This window comes from Paenibacillus sp. S-38, from assembly GCF_049942825.1.
Classification (GTDB): domain Bacteria; phylum Bacillota; class Bacilli; order Paenibacillales; family NBRC-103111; genus Paenibacillus_G.
Genome location: NZ_CP187970.1, coordinates 89,631 through 109,036, shown reverse-complemented (window position 1 = coordinate 109,036; position 19,406 = coordinate 89,631). Strand labels below are relative to the sequence as shown.

Sequence of the window (19,406 nt, the reverse complement as noted above, 5' to 3'; positions counted from 1 at the left end):
CACTTCCTTGTGGATCGTTGGTTTAGTGTAGAGGGCTGATGTCCTTCGGGCTCGCCCGCTCTCTCATTCCCTCATGATATATATATCGTCCTGCAGCAGGGCAGAGTGAATAGCGGTAAAGACTTTTTTCTGTGGTATGTTTTCCCTGCCCCCCGCTTTCTTTTGATAAGTTTCACCCGAGCCAGCGGCCTAAAAAAAGACCCCAGCCCAAAGGCTGAGGTCTGTGTAAATTAACGGAGCAGCTGCAGTACGCCCTGCGGCTGCTGGTTCGCTTGAGCCAGCATCGCCTGCGCAGCCTGCGACAGGATGTTGTTCTTCGTTTGCTCCATCATTTCTTTCGCCATGTCTACGTCGCGGATCCGGGACTCGGATGCAGTCAGGTTCTCGGACGCGTTGTCCAGGTTGTTGATCGTGTGCTCCAGACGGTTCTGCAGCGCGCCCAGGTACGAGCGGCCGGACGATACGGACTCGATTTGCGTGTTGATCGTCGTGATCGCTGTGTCAGCTCCGGCTTGGGTGGAGATGTCTGCACCCGCGGCTGCCGATTGGATCGCCGTCAGGTCTACGCCTGCTGTCTTCAGGTTGATGTCGATCGTTTGACCAGCATCTGCACCTACGTGGATCTTCAGATCCGCTGCGGCACTGCCGTCGAGCAGTTTCTGCGTGTTGAACGTCGTGTTGTCTTTAATACGGCCAATCTCGTTGGAGAGTTGGTCGAATTCAGCTTTGAGCGCAGTTCTATCGGCAGTAACGTTCGTGTCGTTCGCGGATTGAACAGCGAGTTCACGCTGACGCTGAAGGATCGAGTGAACTTCCTGCAGGGCGCCTTCGCCTGTTTGGATCAGGGAGATGCCGTCCTGTGCGTTGCGGGATGCCTGATCGAGACCGCGGATTTGGCCGCGCATTTTCTCGGAGATGGCCAGACCTGCGGCGTCGTCGCCTGCACGGTTGATGCGAAGACCCGAAGACAGCTTCTCGATGTTCTTGCTTGCGTTAGCTGTGTTCGCTGTCAGCTGGCGGTGCGTGTTCAGTGCGCTAATGTTGTGGTTGATTCTCATGTTGTTCTTCCTCCCTGAATTGGACGTCCACTTCCTTGTGGATCGTTTGGTATTTTGGTGGAGGGCTGATGTCCTTCGGGCTCGCTCGCCCGCTCTCTCATCCCCTCATGATATATATATCGTCCTGCGGCAGGGGATAGTGAATAGCTTGTAGAGTCCTAGTCTGTGGTATGTTTTTCCTCTAGTGAATCTAAAATTCAACAGCCATAGAACAAAAAAAAGACCCCAGCCCAAAGGCTGAGGTCAGTGTAAATTAACGAAGCAGCTGCAGTACGCCTTGCGGCTGCTGGTTCGCTTGAGCCAGCATCGCCTGCGCAGCCTGCGACAGGATGTTGTTCTTTGTCTGCTCCATCATTTCTTTCGCCATGTCTACGTCGCGGATCCGGGACTCGGATGCAGTCAGGTTCTCGGACGCGTTGTTCAGGTTGTTGATCGTGTGCTCCAGACGGTTCTGCAGCGCGCCCAGGTACGAGCGGCCGGACGATACGGACTCGATTTGCGTGTTGATCGTACCGATTGCTGTGTCAGCTCCGCCTTGAGTGGAGATGTCTGCACCTGCGGCTGCCGATTGGATCGCTGTCAGGTCTACGCCTGCTGTCTTTAGGTTGATGTCGATCGTTTGACCGGCATCTGCGCCTACATGGATCTTCAGATCCGCTGCGGCACTGCCGTCGAGCAGCTTCTGCGTATTGAACGTCGTGTTGTCTTTGATACGGCCGATTTCGCTCGACAGCTGGTCGAACTCTGCTTTCAGGGCCGTACGGTCTGCCGTTACGTTCGTGTCGTTCGCCGATTGGACAGCGAGCTCACGCTGACGCTGGAGAATCGAGTGAACTTCCTGCAGGGCGCCCTCGCCTGTTTGGATCAGGGAGATGCCGTCCTGTGCGTTGCGGGATGCCTGATCCAGACCGCGGATTTGGCCGCGCATTTTCTCGGAGATGGCCAGACCTGCGGCGTCATCGCCTGCACGGTTGATGCGAAGACCCGAAGACAGCTTCTCGATGTTCTTGCTTGCGTTAGCTGTGTTCGTTGTCAGCTGGCGGTGCGTGTTCAGTGCGCTGATGTTGTGGTTGATTCTCATGTTATTCTTCCTCCCTGAATGGAACGTCCACTTCCATGTGGATCGTTTGGTTTAGTGTGGAGGGCTGATGTCCTTCGAGCCTGCCGCCCGCTCTCTCATCCCCTCATGATATATATATCGTCCTGCAGCAAGGCAGATTGAATAGCTTGTAGAGTCTTAGCCCGTGGTATGTTTTTCCTCTTAATGAATCTAAGACTCATCGGCCATAGAACAAAAAAAAGACCCCAGCCCAATTGGGCTGAGGTCTGTGTAAATTAACGGAGCAGCTGCAGTACGCCTTGCGGCTGCTGGTTCGCTTGAGCCAACATCGCCTGCGCAGCCTGCGACAGGATGTTGTTCTTTGTCTGCTCCATCATTTCTTTCGCCATGTCTACGTCGCGGATCCGGGACTCGGATGCAGTCAGGTTCTCGGACGCGTTGTTCAAGTTGTTGATCGTGTGTTCCAGACGGTTCTGCAGCGCGCCCAGGTACGAGCGGCCGGACGATACGGACTCGATTTGCGTGTTGACTGTTGTGATAGCACCGTTAGCTCCGGTTTGCGTGGAGATATCAAGGGCGGATACAGCCGTTTTAACAGCCGACAGGTCTACACCTGCGGTATCCAGGTCGATATCGATCGTTTGTGTTGCATCAGCACCTACATGAATCTTCAGGGCTGCCGTTGCACTGCCGTCGAGCAGCTTTTGCGTGTTGAACGTCGTGTTGTCTTTAATACGGCCAATCTCGTTGGAGAGTTGGTCGAACTCAGCTTTGAGCGCAGTTCTATCGGCAGTAACGTTCGTGTCGTTCGCGGATTGAACAGCGAGTTCACGCTGACGTTGGAGAATCGAGTGAACTTCCTGCAGGGCGCCTTCGCCTGTTTGGATCAGGGAGATGCCGTCCTGCGCGTTGCGGGATGCTTGATCCAGACCGCGGATTTGGCCGCGCATCTTCTCAGAGATGGCCAGACCTGCTGCGTCGTCGCCTGCACGGTTGATGCGAAGACCCGAAGACAGCTTCTCGATGTTCTTGCTTGCGTTAGCTGTGTTCGTTGTCAGCTGGCGGTGCGTGTTCAGTGCGCTAATATTGTGGTTAATTCTCATGGTAATCTTCCTCCCTGAAGTTCGTCACCCGCGTCCATGCGGGGACCTTAGTAAAGTTTAGAGAGAAAACCAAGGTCGGCCGCCCTTTTATTTCCTCTACTTTACAATATATCGGAAGCTTTAGGGCGAAAGTTTATACTTTGTTTCCAGTTTAACCAATCTTTTTTATTTGCCGAGCAGTTTTTTCAGTTGGTCGATTTGACTGCCGGAAGCTTCCTGTTTGGAAGACGCTTCTTGATTCGACTCTTTGAGCGCGAGATAGATCTCCTTGCGCAGAATGGACTGCTGGCGTGGAGCCTTCAGGCCGATCTTCACCGTCTCCCCTTCCACCCCGAGAACGACCACTTCGATTTGGTCCCCAATCATAATGGACTCGCCTTTTTTGCGTGAGAGTACGAGCATCTTCTTTACTCCCCCTCTTTCGAATTCGCAAGCAATTCAACCAATTTGTGTTTGGTGCCATAAGGGGAATGATGAAGGACAATTTGCTTGCCGAGGCGGCTCAAGGTATTGATGACCACAGGACCCATCAAGTTCAGCGTATACTGCTCCGGCGTATCCCCCAGCGTAACGATGGACCATACCTCAATGCCTTCTTCGGACCGGATCTCGAGTTCCTCCTGATCCTCCTGCCCAAGCTCGAACTCATACGCCTTATAGACATCAAACGGATTGAGTACAACAAAGTGCAGCCGTTCTTCCTCAATCGACTGCAGATACGCAAAGGCCTCTTCCCGCCTGATCATCAGAAACCGGGTGTACGCTTCAAAGCCGGGAATGCCGTTCGGAAACGTCAGAACCTCTTCCTCGGTGTATTCGATCTCTCCCAGAGCCAATGTGTTAATACGCAAGAGCGCACCTTCTTCCTTTTGGAATAAAAAAACGAGCTATAGCGCAAAATGCCTCTATAGCTTCATTATGACTCTTTTTAAATTTTGTAGTCAATCTGCGGCGGTGTGAATTCCACACTGGCATGCTGCTGCATGTAAATATCCAGCTTTCCCCGGTTGTACTGAATCTCCGGAGCATTGCGCGTTACATTGATATGTACCTGCGCCGGCTGGATATCCCGAACCACCCGGGCCGGCTCATAATTCAGATCGATATTGTCATAGGCTGCATCGCCCATATACATGTATTCACTAAAGTCAATGTCGTTGGTGCTCTCAGCGGCAAGCCCGGCTATCGCGTTTTCTTTGGTATGAATCGCAGCAAGACGGTTCCCGTCCTCGACGATCTTGGCGATCCCTTGAAGCGCGATGCTCTGGCTCTTGGAATAAATCCGGTTCATGACCTGCAGATGAGGCCCATTCCCGAGTGCATCCCGCCAAGCGCTGTTATCAATGGTAAGTGTGCCGCCTTCGGTATGATAATCATGCTTCGCCGGAGTTGTCGTGATCTCCAGCGAGGCGGGACTTTGCGATATCTGAAATTGACCTGGATCCGCGTCGATACCAATACGTGCATACTGTTGATGAATTCCAATCTGAGGCGAAACGGACAAACTCATAAACTCACCTCTATCTCAATCTATCTCAGGAAATCTACGAGGGAAGAAGAGATGATTTTCGATCCTACGGACAAAGAAGCCTGATAGACGTTCTCATCTGTCTTAAGATTCGTAATAACTTCCGATACGTCGGCATCTTCCGTACGGGACTGCAGGGTCTGCAGGTTCACGTTGATGTCCTGCAAACGGGATTGAGCCAGTTCAATACGGTTCATACGGGCACCCACATCGGCCCGGCCCTGCAGGAACAAATCATTCGCCTCATCCAGACGGCCCAGCGCATCATTGATGCCGGTTTGATTTCCGGATCCCAGCGCAGAAGAGAGGTCCTGGAGCACTTTAAACACGTTGGTGTTCGAAGAAGCTTGGCCGAACACTTCATCTCCTGTAATGTTCGCCTTCACTCTTACGCCCGCACCGATGTCGAACTGGATGGCACCGGTGTCCACGGATGCCGTGGCGGCATTCGCAGCATCATACGGAGCTTGATCGGTGAGCTGCCCGTTAAAGACATGCTTGCCGTTAAATTCACTGTTACCGATCGTCACCATCTGCTGATAGAGCTGATCGATCTCAGTCTTGATAGCATCCAGTGCCTGCTGCGGGTTGGTACCGTTAGCCCCTTGAACCGCCAGCTCACGGGCACGTTGAATGACCGTATTGGCCTGATCCAGCGTGGTGTCCGTGTACTCCAGCCAAGACACGGCCGTCGTTACGTTGCTCTCGTACTGATCATTCGCCGAGAGCTCGCTGCGGTAGCGGAGCGCGAAAGTCATGCCTACCGGGTCATCGGAGGGCTTGTTGATCCGGCGTCCGGTGGACAGCTCGTTCTGGTGCGTATTGATGCGGTTCAGGTTCGTGTTGATGTTACGCAGCAGCTGGTTGTTCAGCATCCCTTGCGTTACCCGCATAGTCATGGCTTATCCTCACCTCAGAGTAGTATGATTGCTTTTATATTATCGGCCTACGGTTCCCATTCCGTTAATGACCTTGTCCAGCATTTCATCGAATGTAGTCAGCGCACGGGCTGCCGCATTATAAGCATGTTGGAATTTAATCATGTTCGCCATCTCTTCATCCAGCGATACGCCGCTGACGGCTTGACGGTTGGAGTCTACTTGATCAACCAGGGTCTGCTGGTTGGTCGCCTGACGGGTCGCTTCCTGGCTCTGCACCCCAAGCTCCCCGATGATGGAACGAAAGAACTCGTCGAAGGTTCCGTCGGTCAGAATGGGTCTGCCTGTCGCCGTTGGGTCGAAATCTACGCGCTCATCACGCACGCCTCCCAACAGGAGAGCCATGTCATTGTTTCCTTTGACCACTTTCTCTGTACCGTCGGACGCCAGGTACGTACGAAGCGAGGAGGAAATATTCGAGACGTCCTTCTGGATTACCGAATTCACGGTAACACTGGCCGCATTGAACTCCGTCTGACCTTCCTTCAAGGAAAAGAACGCGAGACCGGAACTCAGCGGCTCATTGCCCGCATAGCCGAGGGCATGAAGACCGTTAAATCCTTTGACGACAACATTGGTATCCGCTCCAAGCGTACGCTCGGCCAGGGTACCCGTGAACTGTTTCTGCTCGGTCGTGCCGTCATCCTTCTTGATCGTCAGCGTCGTTCCCTCCGGAATGACGGAGCCGGACGGCAGCTTGACTTGCATATCACCCTGTACCAGCGTCTTCAGCATATTATCTAGCTGGAACTGATAGTTCCCGACATAGTTATCTCTCGATTGGATCATTCCGTAGACTTCGCCGCCATTCAGATCCCCGGCTGCCGCCGCCGCTTCCATCGAAGCGGTAGTGAACTGCGTCCCCACCGTTTTCCCCGATACGAGCTGCACGTTGCCCATCTTGACGTTATATCCGTTTGCCTCTTCGGTAAACGTAATATTCACAATCTTCGACAAGTCATCCATGAGCAGGTCCCGCTGGTCCCGAAGATCGTTGGCATTATCGCCGAGACCCTCGATACGGTAAATTTCCTCGTTCAGTTTCGCAATTTGATTCAGCGCGGTATTCGCTTCTTTCGCCTTGATGCCAATACTCTCCGTAAGGTCCGTCGAGAGCTCCGACAGCTGACGCGACGTTTGATTGAACGCATCGGTCATCGCAAGCGCACGCTCTTTCACCAGCACGCGCGCCGTTGTGTTCTCCGGCGATTTACTGAGCTCCTGCCAAGCGCTCCAGAAGCCCTCAATCGTCTGCCGTATGCCCGTATCGGACGGCTCGTTCATGATGGACTCCAGTTTCTCCAATGTATCTTTACGAATGGACCAATCGCCCAAACTTTTGTTTTCGTTGTGAAATTGATTGTCGAGGAACTTCTCCCGGATCCGGTTGATGTTGTCAAACTCTACCCCTTGTCCCATCTGTCCGGGAACGTTGCTGCGCATCAGACCCGGATATTCGATCGGGATCGATGCCACCATATTGACAACCTGACGGGAGTATCCTTTGGTGTTGGCATTGGCAATGTTATGGCCCGTGGTAGTCAACGCCGCCTGCTGTGTGAACAAGCTGCGCTTTGATATCTCGATTCCGCCAAATGTAGAACGCATGAGTCGTTTTCCCCTCCGGTATCTGTACCGCAGCGGCCCGCCCTTCCTCCGGGATCCGCAGCCAGCCTTTTTTATAGTCAGCTTGCCTTGCTTCTAAGCTCTCGAGTCAAACATTCCTTGGCGCTTCGGCCCGGTGGCCGCGGCCTGAGGGTTCTTATAAACGAACTCATCTTCAGGAGGACCGACGATCAGGTCCAGCGAATAATCGATGTAAGCCAGCGAGTGTTCAATCATCTGCTGGTTGACGCGGTTAAGCTCCCGCAGCTTCCGAATGGCTGCAGCGAGCTGCTTCTGCTTGTCGAGCAGCAGCTTCTTATCTTCTATATTAAACAAAATCTTCGTCAAATCGCTTACGGTTACACGGGGATTGGGCTTATAGCCTTTCTCCATCAGGAACGCGCCGGTCACTTCCACCCGCTGCTGTTCCAGCTCTCCGATGCGCTTCAGCAGCTTGTTCTCTTTGGTTACAATCTGCATCAGCTGTTCCACTTGGTTATGGATGAGCACATGTCTCTTCTGCTCCGCGAGCTCCAGAAGCGAGTTGTGAATCTCATTCAGTTCGGTCATGGTATCGAGCAGGGCCTCGAAAGACATGGCTCACCACCTCCAGGTTAGTTTAGGTCAGATAGGGCAGCAGTCGGTCAGCCAGCTTGCCTGCGTCCACGGAATAAGTTCCGGATTGGACGGCCTGCTTCAGCGCATTGATCTTCTCTGCGCGGGCGTCGGATGCAGCGCCGGCAGATTTCACCGATTGGGATTCGAGCAGCTCCTTGGCTTGGCTCGAAATCTCTACCTGATCCTTCTGCTTCGCTTTGGCCGGAGCGGCGGCTTGCTGGGTCTCAGCCGTTCTCTTATAGCGGCTGATCGCATTCATTTGATTGGATCCGTTAATTTTCATACCTTTTCACCTCAATCGGCAGGAATAGAGAAACCCGCCTTTTTCGATATACTTATTTATCGGCTGGCGGGATTCAAATGTTTAGTGGAATTATATGCAAATCAGCGACCATTCTGATCTTTGGATTGGAACGTCGCTTTATGCTGTTCTTGGTGCAGCCGTTTTCTCTCTTCTTCCGCGTGCAGATTGCTTGTATCCTTCATCAGACGGGTACGGCACGATTCGCACAGATTGCCCTCGCGGATTGCAGTTCCACAGGCATCGCATTCATAACTCATGTTCGGATTGTTCTTGATTGAAATCCGGCCGTCACGGATGAATTTCATAATCTGCTTCATCGGGACTTCCGTTGCTTCGCTGAGCTCCTGCATCGAGCAGCCCTTGTTCTCGCGAAGATACTTCAGGCATTTCTCGTACTGCAGTTCGATTTCCTTGATGCAGGCAGGGCAAACACCAAAGTTGTTCTTTACATAAATTTTACCGCAGCGGTTACAGTTTTCCACATTAAGACTCATGACATACTTCCTCCCCTGGTGCCTGTCCTAATACTTCTAGTGTAGCCTAAATTAAGGACTAACGCACATACAAAATGTTGTAGCTGTCCGTATATACGCGATGGCATTACCGGGCCCAGCTGATTCCACAGACCTCCATCGGTGTCCCTACCGGCTCGATAAGGGTCCTTGCACATTCGTTCAGCGTGCTGCCGGTGGTATACACATCATCGATGAGATACACCCGTACCGGTCCGCGGCCGCAGGCTTTGCGAATCCATTCGCTCCCCTGTGACTCGGCTCTGAACACCCCTCGGAGATCTTGCAGACGGTCGGAACGGCTCTTGAGGCTCATCTTCCCGGTATGCCGGATTCGCTCTAAAAGCGGGATGACGGGCACTCCCGTTCGAAGCCCCAGTTCTCGGGCGAGCTGTTCCGCCTGGTTGAACCCCCGTTCGCCGAACCGCTCCCGGCTCAGCGGTACATACGAGAGGAACTCCGCGGCAGGTGCCGCCTCCACCTTGCGGTGAAGCTGGTATGCGTGCATCAGCATGGGACCGACCACTTCACGCATCGATTCTTTTCCCCGGTATTTATAGAGGGCCAGCCATTCTTTCATATGATCATTATATCGAACAACGCTGCGGTTTTTTGTATAGTAAGTGCTTCCCCGCCTTACACAATCTTGGCATTCCTCCGGCCTGCCGCAGACTGTACAGCGGACTTCCGTGATCCAAGGAATTTTCGCCCAGCACTGCCGGCATATCGGCAGGGTCCGTTCGATGCCTGGAATACCGCAGATCAAACAGGGCGGATCTCTCCGGGACAGCAGCCCCTCGCTCTCTCTCAACCGGGCGGCGAGCCACCGCCGGATCTTATCTGTCCACACCGGTCCACTTCCTTTCGTTCCCCTTATAGACCATTACCCGATGTACCCCTTTTTGCGCGCCAGGCGGTTCATCTCTTTGATCTGTCGCACAGCGGAAGCCTGTGAACGTGTCTTCTGCTCCGCAGCAAAGATCACCCTTCCGGCCGGATCCTGAGCAGATCGCCCTGCCCGGCCGGCCATCTGAATCAAGGCCGCCGCATCGAACAGCCGGGAGTCGGCGTCGCAGATAAATACATCGGACTTGGGGATCGTCACCCCCCGCTCCAGGATCGTGGTAGTGACCAGGATCCGGATCTGGGCTTGCCGGAAGGCCGCCACCTTCTCTGTCCGCTGTTCGTCCTTGGATGAAGTCCCCTCAACCGGCACCTCGGGAAAGATCCTGCGGAGCATCTCCGTAAGCGGCCCCACCCAAGCGATCTTCGGCACAAAGACAAAGAGCTGGGCGCCGCGCTGCAGGGAAGCCTTTAGACTATCCCTCAGCCTATTCGGCAGGCCGCCCTGCTGCAGGCTCCGGTGCAGCGGCGGAGTGCTCATCAGCTGGGGGACCGGCAGCGGATGCCGGTGATACCGCGCAGCCACACGGGCATGCGGAAGCCGGCCGCGTCGCACTTCCCGCTGAAGCTGCTCCGGCGGCGTGGCGGAGAGCAGGACATAGGCGCCGTCCGTCCGGCACACCCGTTCAGCGGCATGCTGCAGCATCGGGTTGTTATGGTAGGGAAAGGCATCGATTTCATCGATGATGACAAGGTCGAAAGCCTCGTAGAACCTCATGAGCTGGTGGGTGGTCGCCAGAACGATTTCCCCTTCATCCCACCGCTCATCACTTCCGCCATACAGGGTAACCAGCCCGACTTCCGGGAAGGCCTTAGCCAGACGCGGCTTAAGCTCCAGCACCACATCCCGGCGAGGCGTAGCAACAGCCGCCCTGCCGCCTTGAGCTAGCGTATATTCAATCATCGGAAAGATCATTTCGGTCTTTCCCGCTCCGGTTACCGCCCACATCAGAAACCGGCCCGGCTTCGTACTAGCTCCGTTCTTCTCATTCTTCCTCGAAAGTACTCGATTCCCTTTCAGAAATTGCAGTGCGCAGCCCGAGGCCTCCTGCTGGACATCACTGAGTCCCCAGCGCCTCAGGTAGATGTCCATGTCGGATTGCGGTACTGCACCCGGTCTTACGGCTTCCTTTCGTCTCCCTGCTTGCTTGCCGGATCGGATCAATGGTGTGCAGTAGCGGGTCCGTCCCATCGCCAAACAAGCTTCACAGTATGGGCAGGGCCCTCCACAATGGGGGCAGGGGGTCCATACGACCGGTTCTGTCGTCCGCGGCTCCTTGGAGGCCCTTGTACCTTGGCTGCCGCACCGCCTGCACTGGGCCCGAAGAGGCGGCTTGCGAATCGATAGGCTCCTGCCTTCCCGTTGAAGCTCTACGCCACCTTCCAGGGAGAGTATCCCTTCCAACCGTCCCCGCTGCAGGCAATAGGCGAGAGAATCGACCGCTTCTCCCATGCCGCTCTGGGTCAGCAGCGATGCATACTCCTCCGGCAGCAGCGAACGGCCGGCCATCAGGGCATGAAGCTTGGCAGATAGAGCCTCATACTCTGGGAAGACTACCGGACTGCCCGCTTCCCCGGCCGGCTCCCAGACCCATAACCGCCAGTCCTCTGTGCCCCCTTTTGCTCCCCTAACGCCCAAACGGTCCCCGGCCGCACTGACCCTTCCGAGCAGATGACGTTCCGGCCCTCCCGGCTTCATCCTTCCCACCAGCTCCTGGGCTTGTCCAAAAGAAAGTTCCGGCTCCAGCACGAAAAACCTGAATCCGCGTCCTGCGGTCCGGATCCAATGATCCCTGTCCGCACGCAAATCCAAGGAAACGTGCCAGGTGATGCCGGCTGCCGTCGATACGGCATATACCCATGCTTTCATAGCTCACCTGTTATATATAGGCGGAAGCGCTGCATCGATGGTCTACAGCCATTTGTAAGCGCTCTCCAAACCTTTGATTTGATTAAGCCGGATGAAGACAACATCCTGTTCCTGATGTCCTTCGATCCAAGTGTCCAAGTTCCAATATTCCTGTGAAACGATACTCAGAGAATGTTCTCTTGCCATTCTTACTGCAATCTCCAGCGTCTCATCCGCAGACCCTTCATCGACCAGCGTAACTTCAATATTCCGGCCCTTCATCCAAGAAAAAAAGAACAGCGAGCGCAGATACCATTCGAGCTGCATCTGGGCATTCTGCGTATAAAGAACATAGTGTGCGGCCTGCCGGGCGCCGCGGCGTTTCCACTGCCGGTGAAGCGCGTGAATGACGGCGATCCCCGCTGCATAGCAGCCAATGATCCAAACCAAGCCTAACATCATAGCGGCTCCCTCCCTTGGGAACAGTATATGCCGCTATGAGGTGGTTGGTTCCTGCCGTCGGTATGAATTCAGCCCTGGTCCTACTGGCCCGTTACAGGGTAACCCATCCGTTTTTGATCGCTATGATCACGGCCTGGGTCCGATCGTCGACCTCCATCTTCTGGAGGATCGAGCTCACGTGGTTCTTTACGGTCTTCTCGCTGATGTAAAGGAATTCTCCGATATTCTTGTTGCTCTTGCCTTCCGCCATCAGGCGAAGCACTTCCGCCTCTCTGCGCGTCAGAGGGCTGTTGTCCATATGTACATACTTCACGCCGGCTTCTTTGGTCACCGGGCTTGATCCCGTTACGCCCTGCTCATCCAGGTAGGTCATACGGCGCAGCTGGTTGATCAGCTTTCCGGTTACTTTCGGATGTATGTACGCATGTCCGGCTACTACAGAGCGGATCGCATTAATCAGCGACTCCGCTTCCATGTCCTTGAGCAGGTATCCTGAGGCGCCCTTACGAAGCGTCTCGAAAACATAGCTCTCGTCGTCGTGAATCGAGAGAATGATGACTTTGATATCCGGAAAAATCTCTTTGAGTTTCTCCGTGGCCACCACACCGTTCTCTACCGGCATATTGATATCCATGAGCACGATATCGGGATGGAGCGTGTTGCACAGCTCAAGCACCTGAATGCCGTCGCCGCACTCCCCCACGACCTCCAGGTCGCTCTCCATATTTAATATCCGCTTCACCCCTTCACGGAACAGCTGATGGTCATCAGCCAGAACCAGTTTGATGGGGCGTTTGGCACTGCCCATAATATCCATTCCTTTATTCCTCCTTGGACTCGGACTTGATCGGGATCACCATCGACACTTTCGTGCCGGCACCAACCTCGGATTGAATGTCGAACCGCCCTTCCAGCAGCTCTACTCTCTCCCTCATGCCCATTAATCCGTAGTGGCTGCCTTGGGTGATTTTTTTGTCGATGCCTGCCGTATTGAATCCGACTCCGTTATCGGTCACCGTCAATTTGATCATCTGCTGCTGAAATGTTAATTCAAGAGTAATATGGGACGCCTCGGCATGCTTCAGAACATTGGAGAAGGCCTCTTGGACGAGGCGGTATACCGCTACCTCCATGCCCGATGGCAGTCGGACTTCCTTACCTACAAGCTCAAACTTGGTGCTGATCTTCGAGCGTTCCTCATAATCCTGCACGAACTTACGCAGTGTGGGAACCAGCCCCAGATCATCGAGCGCCATCGGCCGAAGATTGAAGATAATCTTGCGGACCTCTTCAATCCCCGCCCGGACACCGCTCTTCAGGTCGGCCAATTCTTCCTTCACGGCACTGTAAGCTTCCTTCGCGAGCATTCGCTCGGTGATTTCCGTCCGCAGCACCATGTTCGCCATATTCTGCGCCAGTCCGTCATGAATCTCACGGGCAATCCGCTTGCGCTCCTCTTCCTGGGCCAAAATAATCTTCAGGCCCATAAGCTGCCGGCTCTTGGCGGATTCCAGCAGACGGGTTACCTGGTGCAGATCACCGGAGAGGTACTCCAGGACTACCCCGAACTGGGATACAAGCGCTTCCGCCCGCTCCAGCTGCTTATCCAGGTTCTTGAGCCGCTTCTGCAGGTCGTCGCGGCGCATCTTGAGATGCAGCTCCTTCTCCCGGTGAATCGCAAGCTGGGCTTGAAGCTGGGTGGCGGCTTCATAGGCTGCCCGGATATCCTCTTCGTTGAACCGTTTGAAATCCCGGCTCACTTCCGTCAGCCGGACGCGGGAACGGCGGTAATCCACTTCAAACTTATCCACGATGTCGATCGTTATCGCCGTTTCCTCAATCACCAGCTGCAGCTCTTTATTCAGCGCTTCGCGCTCTGCCCGGACATTTTCGCAGATCTCAAAAATCTGATATTTGCTGTTCTCCATCACATCGATGGCATTTTTGATAACGCGGTCAAACACATCGACTGACATCCGGACAAAGCTCCTTCGCCATTTTTCTTGGTGTAGGCTGACCAATTTCCCAATAACCTGGAACCCAGCACCCAGGTTCGTGTGAAATAGGTCAAATTATGGCCATTATTTAGAATGCACTAGCAATATAGTACCATATTTACAGGAGATTGTGAGTGCTGTTAGGACTAATTATTGCAGCGTGATTTGTCGAGTGTTCCCATCCCACGTGACTTTCCATCCTAAATTCTCAGACAGAATGCGCAGCGGCACCATCGTCAGCTCGCTCATGATGACAGGAGGGACTTCTGCCGTAATTCGCTCCCCATTGACAACCAGATCTTTATTTCCGATCCAAAGATCAATCATTTTGCCGTCCCGGATGACGGTTACTTTGCGTTCTTGGTCATCCCAACGGACCGTACCGCCCAGCGCGTCGGTAACAAAACGAATGGGAATAAGCGTATTGCCCTCTACGATGACCGGCGCTTGTTCGAGGGTCATCCCTTTGCCGTTCACCGATACGGCTTTATTGCCGACTGTCAGGCTAATCGAATTATTCGACGTGGACGGCAGGCTGCCCCGGTAGGTGAACGTAATATCGTCGATCCCGATTTGGCCCTTTTCGGCACGCTCGTCCTGACCAACGCCTTCATTCACGAGGTACACGCTTTTCACACGGATCGGATATTCAATCGGATAATCAGCCAAGTTGACGGTGAGCTCCTTCCAGCCCTTCCAATTGATATTGCGTGCGATGTCGATCCGATGAATTTTGCCGTTGTTATCCAGCAGCTCGGCACGAAGCCAGTTCAGGCTTTCATCGCCGTTGACCTTCATCTTCATCTGCTCGGGCTTGCCCTCGATCAGAATGCGTGTATCCAAAGTGGCAAAAGCCCATTTGTCCATTTCCGTACCGCCGCCGCTAAAATCATAGTTGAGCGACAGGTATTTGTTATTCTTCTCGTCCGGACGGATATAAACAGCAGATGTGACACCAAGCGGTTTGGCATCCGAGAAAGTTTCCACTGCATTTTTGTCGAGATCATACCATACCTTGTCCTCACCTACCGGAATAACGGCCATGGTGCTGTACCCGTCATATTTGGCAATCACTTGAGCCGCTTTTTGACCGTTCAAGTCGCTTACTTTGAGCTGCCCATCAACGACTTCGCCTTTGACGCCGAGCACTTCCCATTGGATCAATTGCGGCGGTACCTCACGGGACTCACCGGCGGACGTGGAGGCGATAACAGGAAGCTTCACCGCCGCACCATTCGCAATAATGGCGTGCTCCGCATTGATCTTTAAGCCTGTCAGCTGATTACGGCCTACAATCTCGAGTTCTTCACTCGCCGACCCGGTACCCGCACTAGCGGTTACTTTGGCCATACCGGCGCCCGTTGGAGTAAACACATTATCTTTGAGGCTTCCCAGCTTGCTGGTTGTACTCCAAGCCGCCGTCGCGGTTCCAACCTCTATCGGATTATAGTATTCGTCATAACCCCGGAAACTTAGTGGGGCATTCTCCCCAATAAATAGGAAAAGCGGTGCTTGAATCGTCAAACCCTTGACTGCCCCTTTGGGAGCAAGTGTATAAACACCGACTCCGTTAACCACTTGACGCTGTCCACCGCCCTCAGTCTGGTTGATGAGTACGGGTGTGGTTTCCCCCAGCGGACGTGCCACCATTTGCGTAGATCCACCGCCATCCAGGTTCAGACCCTTCCATACTCCTATTTTGACCATGAACTGCTGGAGTTCAGTCATGCTGAGTCCCTTGCTGTCTCCGCTTGCATCCGCCGTGATGATGAACGCTTTCTTCTCATCTTGGGAGTATCCTAGAGCCGTACGTGCACGATACCCGCCAAGACCTGTCAGATCCAACGTAAAAATAGACGGCTGCCCATTATCCACCAGCAGCGTATGTCCACCGATCATCATTTTGAAGGAAGCTACATCATAGTTCTTGCTTGCGTCCTGCGGCAGCATTTTGTAATCCGCTTGAATCGGGTCACCGGCTTTCATATGCTCCCTCACGAAGTCCGCTGCCTTACCCGCAGCACGAAGAATGTACCCGTCTTGCGGCGCGATCATCTGAATAATGCCATTATCGGCTATCTGCTTGATGATCCCGTTCTGCACCAGCACTTCCGTAGGGTACGTTACGCCGTCATTCGAGCGATCCACCTGGCCCCAAGAATTGGTATACATGAACAGTCCGTCGATATGGCTGTGTGTATCATTAGGTCCATACCAATAGTAGGTTTTGTTGATGCCGCCCAGCGCATACGAAGCACCATCCTTGGTAATGATGTTCCCCTGGAAGGTGAAAGCATCCACGATAGGCTTATTGTTCTTATCTAAGGCAAACGTATACCATCCCGGTGAATTCAGCATAGGCGTAGCCATCAGCTGCCCGTTCCCAATCTGCGCTCCCATCGGAACGCCTTCTGCCTTGGTATTGAAAAAATCTCCGTTCACACCGGCTACGGCCTTCGTTTCCTTAGCCATCCCCAGCACGGACTGCTTCTTGGTAAATTGATTGTTCGTTCCTGTCATTACATCTATTTTGACATAGGGATTCGTCAGATCGACTTCCACTACATTCGCATTCGTCTTCACAGCCTTGCCGCTGCGGGTGGTTTGCCAGACGTATTTCTTCAGTACCGCACCCGAAGTCAAGGGTTCTTCACTTACCGTCGTAACAACAGGCTCAGCCGCGGCATAAGAGACTGTTCCGACTGTCCAGGATGAAATAAAAATGGATGCCGACAGCACCACGCAGGACAGCTTATGCCAGTTTTTTTGCAGTTTCACGCTTCTGTTCTCCTCCTCGTAAATCCACTCTCCTATCTTAGACTCTAGTTGTACTAGAAAAGTTACGTGGGGGATAGGTGAAATATATGGCTTCACGGTGAACGATTACAGACAAATAACAGGATACTGCCATTAGGTACAAATGGTTAAACAGTTGTGAAATTTTTGAAATTTTCAAAGAGCTGCGGGAATAAACAAAAAAGGACGACCCGAATAATCGGATCGTCCTGCTTGGACAGAAAATAGATTAAGCTTGTGCTGCAGCTTTGAGTGCTTCCGCTTTGTCGGTGCGCTCCCAAGGCAGATCCACATCGGTACGGCCGAAGTGACCGTAAGCTGCAGTCTGCTTGTAAATCGGACGACGAAGATCAAGCATCTTGATGATGCCGGCAGGACGCAGATCGAAGTTGCTGCGTACGATCTCGACCAGCTTCTCTTCGCTGACTTTGCCTGTACCAAACGTATCCACAGCAATGGATACTGGCTTAGCAACACCGATCGCGTAAGCAAGTTGTACTTCGCACTTGTCAGCCAGGCCCGCTGCGACAATGTTCTTCGCAACATAGCGCGCTGCGTAAGCACCGGAACGGTCAACCTTCGTTGGATCCTTACCGGAGAATGCGCCACCGCCGTGACGTGCATATCCGCCGTAGGTGTCTACGATGATCTTACGGCCCGTCAGACCGGCATCGCCTTGAGGTCCACCGATAACAAAGCGGCCCGTAGGGTTGATGAAGTATTTGGTGTTCTCGTCGATCAGGTTATCCGGAACGATTGGCTTAATGACATGCTCCTTGATATCCTTCTGGATCTGCTCCAGCGTTACTTCTTCCCCGTGCTGGGTAGAAATAACGATCGTATCGACACGAACCGGCGTATCGCCTTCGTATTCTACGGTTACTTGAGTCTTACCATCCGGACGGAGGTAGGCCAGTGTGCCGTTCTTACGAACTTCCGTCAGACGACGGGAGAGCTGGTGGGACAGGGAAATCGGAAGCGGCATGAGCTCTGGAGTCTCATTTACAGCAAAACCGAACATCATCCCTTGGTCGCCGGCGCCAATCGCTTCGATCTGATCATCGGTCATTTGACCTTCACGAGCTTCGAGTGCCTGGTTTACGCCCTGAGCAATGTCAGGGGACTGCTCATTCAGGGAAACGAGCACCGCGCAAGTTTGGGAATCAAAACCGTACTTTGCACGGGTATAACCGATTTCTTTGATGGTCTCACGAGCAATCGATTGAATATCTACATATTCCGAACGGCTTGTAATCTCACCGATAACAAGCACAAGACCCGTAGCTACGGAAACTTCGCATGCTACGCGGGCATTCGGGTCATTTTTGAGGAACGCATCAAGGACCGAGTCCGAGATCTGATCGCAAATCTTATCCGGATGACCTTCGGTTACGGACTCCGAAGTGAACAAACGGCGGCCTGCTGGATTGGACATTAGAACAACCTCCTACTGCTAATATTCTCATAAGTGCCTTGGCTTATGGCCCCTTACAAAAAATCAACCTTTTCCGACTGGAAAAGGTTAGTTTCATTCTTATACCTTCAATAGTGTATGTTACTGGATTTGTCGGACACTGTCAATAAATAACGATAAGTTCCTCAAAAATTTAACACCTGATTTACAAATAAAGTAGAAGGAACAGATAATCAGAAATTTTAAAGGTTAAACATCATTTCTTCAGCTTTACGGATGAGTCGAGACGTAATTGTCCCGCCTACGGCTCCTGCATCACGAGAAGCAATATGCCCCCAATAGTCTTCCTTCATGTTCTGTGATGGGATGGCTCCAAGCTCCGTAGCAAATTCTACATTCAAATTGGCAGCAGATTTACCGACAGGCAGTCCAAGCTCAGCAGCAATTTCATATTTGAGCACATCCAATGCTTTTCCGCTTTCCGGTACCACTTTCTTGTTCGTTTTCGACATTAGGGGATACCTCCTCAGTGGAATGTACCCTTATTGTCTCCGGATCGGGCAGCCTCACCCGTATGAAATGCTGGAGGAACGGACAAAATTATGGTGTAGCCTTTTTATCGGCAGCATCTGTAATTGAATAACCGCCACGTACCATTACATAGATGTCTGCTTTGCTCTTTGGATCCGGCTTAATGCCCCGGCCTTCCCGGGGGACAATTAGCAGATGATTCAGCTCAACGGGTGCACCGGCTGTCACATCTTTACCGATCGTAACATCGGGCATGCCATCCTCCGTATCGCTAACGGCCAGTACTTTGCCGGAACGCACGATGATTTCGGTGCCGGCAGAGCCGAGCAAAGTTTGTCCAGGTTGAAGCTGGACGACTTTCAGGGCTGAAGATTCGCTGCTAACAGAGCCAGGCGCACTCGGTGTTTCGGGATTTGCTGTTGACCCACCTCTTGCTAATGCAGCAGTGATCAGTTCCTTCACCTTGGCTTCGGTAATGCTTTGTTTGGACAGTTCATCGGTTACTTTGTTTGCAATATTTTGGTCGAAATAGCTTTTGGTGATTACCGGATCGTCAACAGAGCCGGGTTCAGCACCCGGAGCAGTTCCGTCAGCGCTGGCTACGTAGACAGTGGCTATAGATAATAATGCAGAGAGAAATAGTGACTTTGTAATTAAAGCTTTCATGCTTCACCTCAATCTAAGGATAAGAAAAAAAAAGAGACCCGAAGGTCCCTCTTTTTAAAAAT

Annotated in this window: 20 protein-coding genes and 1 pseudogene; all 21 read right to left on the bottom strand. The window is 53.0% G+C overall.

The genetic code is table 11. The features are described 5' to 3' along the window. Positions 1-230: 230 nt before the first annotated feature. Positions 231-1,058: a flagellin gene (locus tag ACP26L_RS00535; RefSeq protein ID WP_426450512.1), complete on the bottom strand. Its 828-nt coding sequence runs from the start codon at positions 1,056-1,058 to the stop codon at positions 231-233. Between the two features lie 253 nt (positions 1,059-1,311). Next, positions 1,312-2,139: a flagellin gene (locus ACP26L_RS00530; RefSeq protein WP_426450511.1), complete on the bottom strand. Its 828-nt coding sequence runs from the start codon at positions 2,137-2,139 to the stop codon at positions 1,312-1,314. A 254-nt stretch (positions 2,140-2,393) separates the two neighbouring features. Further along, complete coding sequence (locus tag ACP26L_RS00525) at positions 2,394-3,221, bottom strand: flagellin (RefSeq protein ID WP_426450510.1); 828 nt, start codon at positions 3,219-3,221, stop codon at positions 2,394-2,396. 165 nt (positions 3,222-3,386) lie between these two features. Next, complete coding sequence (gene csrA / locus ACP26L_RS00520; RefSeq protein ID WP_426450509.1) at positions 3,387-3,623, bottom strand: carbon storage regulator CsrA; 237 nt, start codon at positions 3,621-3,623, stop codon at positions 3,387-3,389. Positions 3,624-3,628: 5 nt separating this feature from the next. Continuing rightward, positions 3,629-4,072 (bottom strand): flagellar assembly protein FliW, encoded by a 444-nt coding sequence (fliW, locus tag ACP26L_RS00515; RefSeq protein ID WP_426450507.1) that lies wholly within the window; start codon positions 4,070-4,072, stop codon positions 3,629-3,631. A 77-nt stretch (positions 4,073-4,149) separates the two neighbouring features. Continuing rightward, on the bottom strand, positions 4,150-4,731 hold the full coding sequence (locus tag ACP26L_RS00510) for a DUF6470 family protein (RefSeq protein WP_426450505.1): 582 nt from the start codon (positions 4,729-4,731) through the stop codon (positions 4,150-4,152). A 20-nt stretch (positions 4,732-4,751) separates the two neighbouring features. Next, complete coding sequence (flgL, locus tag ACP26L_RS00505) at positions 4,752-5,642, bottom strand: flagellar hook-associated protein FlgL (protein WP_426454769.1); 891 nt, start codon at positions 5,640-5,642, stop codon at positions 4,752-4,754. A 45-nt stretch (positions 5,643-5,687) separates the two neighbouring features. Continuing rightward, the gene (gene flgK, locus ACP26L_RS00500; protein WP_426450504.1) at positions 5,688-7,295 is read right to left on the bottom strand and encodes a flagellar hook-associated protein FlgK; all 1,608 of its coding nucleotides are present in this window, start codon (positions 7,293-7,295) and stop codon (positions 5,688-5,690) included. A gap of 93 nt (positions 7,296-7,388) precedes the next feature. Continuing rightward, entirely contained in the window at positions 7,389-7,889 is a 501-nt protein-coding gene (locus ACP26L_RS00495) for a flagellar protein FlgN (RefSeq protein WP_426450503.1), read from the bottom strand. Positions 7,890-7,911: 22 nt separating this feature from the next. Then, the gene (flgM, locus tag ACP26L_RS00490; RefSeq protein ID WP_426450501.1) at positions 7,912-8,193 is read right to left on the bottom strand and encodes a flagellar biosynthesis anti-sigma factor FlgM; all 282 of its coding nucleotides are present in this window, start codon (positions 8,191-8,193) and stop codon (positions 7,912-7,914) included. Positions 8,194-8,294: 101 nt separating this feature from the next. Continuing rightward, on the bottom strand, positions 8,295-8,708 hold the full coding sequence (locus ACP26L_RS00485) for a flagellar protein (protein ID WP_426450500.1): 414 nt from the start codon (positions 8,706-8,708) through the stop codon (positions 8,295-8,297). Between the two features lie 106 nt (positions 8,709-8,814). Beyond that, positions 8,815-9,306, bottom strand: a complete 492-nt coding sequence (locus ACP26L_RS00480) for a ComF family protein (protein WP_426455250.1) — start codon at positions 9,304-9,306, stop codon at positions 8,815-8,817. 72 nt (positions 9,307-9,378) lie between these two features. Next, positions 9,379-9,576, bottom strand: a pseudogene (locus ACP26L_RS00475) (double zinc ribbon domain-containing protein); the annotation flags it as partial. Positions 9,577-9,609: 33 nt separating this feature from the next. Further along, positions 9,610-11,499, bottom strand: a complete 1,890-nt coding sequence (locus ACP26L_RS00470; protein WP_426450499.1) for a DEAD/DEAH box helicase — start codon at positions 11,497-11,499, stop codon at positions 9,610-9,612. A gap of 42 nt (positions 11,500-11,541) precedes the next feature. Further along, positions 11,542-11,940, bottom strand: coding sequence for a hypothetical protein (locus ACP26L_RS00465; RefSeq protein WP_426450498.1), 399 nt, complete (start codon positions 11,938-11,940; stop codon positions 11,542-11,544). A gap of 91 nt (positions 11,941-12,031) precedes the next feature. After that, positions 12,032-12,757: a response regulator gene (locus tag ACP26L_RS00460; RefSeq protein ID WP_426450497.1), complete on the bottom strand. Its 726-nt coding sequence runs from the start codon at positions 12,755-12,757 to the stop codon at positions 12,032-12,034. Between the two features lie 4 nt (positions 12,758-12,761). After that, entirely contained in the window at positions 12,762-13,916 is a 1,155-nt protein-coding gene (locus ACP26L_RS00455) for a sensor histidine kinase (RefSeq protein ID WP_426450496.1), read from the bottom strand. Positions 13,917-14,087: 171 nt separating this feature from the next. Continuing rightward, the gene (locus ACP26L_RS00450; protein ID WP_426450495.1) at positions 14,088-16,715 is read right to left on the bottom strand and encodes a stalk domain-containing protein; all 2,628 of its coding nucleotides are present in this window, start codon (positions 16,713-16,715) and stop codon (positions 14,088-14,090) included. Positions 16,716-16,962: 247 nt separating this feature from the next. Next, positions 16,963-18,168: a methionine adenosyltransferase gene (gene metK, locus ACP26L_RS00445; protein WP_426450494.1), complete on the bottom strand. Its 1,206-nt coding sequence runs from the start codon at positions 18,166-18,168 to the stop codon at positions 16,963-16,965. A gap of 221 nt (positions 18,169-18,389) precedes the next feature. Then, a complete protein-coding gene (locus ACP26L_RS00440) occupies positions 18,390-18,659 on the bottom strand; it encodes an alpha/beta-type small acid-soluble spore protein (RefSeq protein ID WP_013913906.1) in 270 nt (89 codons plus the stop codon). Between the two features lie 88 nt (positions 18,660-18,747). After that, positions 18,748-19,344, bottom strand: a complete 597-nt coding sequence (locus ACP26L_RS00435) for a hypothetical protein (RefSeq protein WP_426450492.1) — start codon at positions 19,342-19,344, stop codon at positions 18,748-18,750. Positions 19,345-19,406: the final 62 nt, after the last annotated feature.

Bases quoted from the DNA above. Each gene is read 5' to 3' on its own strand.
- ACP26L_RS00535 (WP_426450512.1), bottom strand. From the start codon at position 1,058: ATGAGAATCAACCACAACATTAGCGCACTGAACACGCACCGCCAGCTG.
- ACP26L_RS00530 (WP_426450511.1), bottom strand. From the start codon at position 2,139: ATGAGAATCAACCACAACATCAGCGCACTGAACACGCACCGCCAGCTG.
- ACP26L_RS00525 (WP_426450510.1), bottom strand. From the start codon at position 3,221: ATGAGAATTAACCACAATATTAGCGCACTGAACACGCACCGCCAGCTG.
- csrA (WP_426450509.1), bottom strand. From the start codon at position 3,623: ATGCTCGTACTCTCACGCAAAAAAGGCGAGTCCATTATGATTGGGGAC.
- ACP26L_RS00510 (WP_426450505.1), bottom strand. From the start codon at position 4,731: ATGAGTTTGTCCGTTTCGCCTCAGATTGGAATTCATCAACAGTATGCA.
- flgL (WP_426454769.1), bottom strand. From the start codon at position 5,642: ATGCGGGTAACGCAAGGGATGCTGAACAACCAGCTGCTGCGTAACATC.
- flgK (WP_426450504.1), bottom strand. From the start codon at position 7,295: ATGCGTTCTACATTTGGCGGAATCGAGATATCAAAGCGCAGCTTGTTC.
- ACP26L_RS00495 (WP_426450503.1), bottom strand. From the start codon at position 7,889: ATGTCTTTCGAGGCCCTGCTCGATACCATGACCGAACTGAATGAGATT.
- flgM (WP_426450501.1), bottom strand. From the start codon at position 8,193: ATGAAAATTAACGGATCCAATCAAATGAATGCGATCAGCCGCTATAAG.
- ACP26L_RS00485 (WP_426450500.1), bottom strand. From the start codon at position 8,708: ATGAGTCTTAATGTGGAAAACTGTAACCGCTGCGGTAAAATTTATGTA.
- ACP26L_RS00480 (WP_426455250.1), bottom strand. From the start codon at position 9,306: ATGAAAGAATGGCTGGCCCTCTATAAATACCGGGGAAAAGAATCGATG.
- ACP26L_RS00470 (WP_426450499.1), bottom strand. From the start codon at position 11,499: ATGAAAGCATGGGTATATGCCGTATCGACGGCAGCCGGCATCACCTGG.
- ACP26L_RS00465 (WP_426450498.1), bottom strand. From the start codon at position 11,940: ATGATGTTAGGCTTGGTTTGGATCATTGGCTGCTATGCAGCGGGGATC.
- ACP26L_RS00460 (WP_426450497.1), bottom strand. From the start codon at position 12,757: ATGGATATTATGGGCAGTGCCAAACGCCCCATCAAACTGGTTCTGGCT.
- ACP26L_RS00455 (WP_426450496.1), bottom strand. From the start codon at position 13,916: ATGTCAGTCGATGTGTTTGACCGCGTTATCAAAAATGCCATCGATGTG.
- metK (WP_426450494.1), bottom strand. From the start codon at position 18,168: ATGTCCAATCCAGCAGGCCGCCGTTTGTTCACTTCGGAGTCCGTAACC.
- ACP26L_RS00440 (WP_013913906.1), bottom strand. From the start codon at position 18,659: ATGTCGAAAACGAACAAGAAAGTGGTACCGGAAAGCGGAAAAGCATTG.
- ACP26L_RS00435 (WP_426450492.1), bottom strand. From the start codon at position 19,344: ATGAAAGCTTTAATTACAAAGTCACTATTTCTCTCTGCATTATTATCT.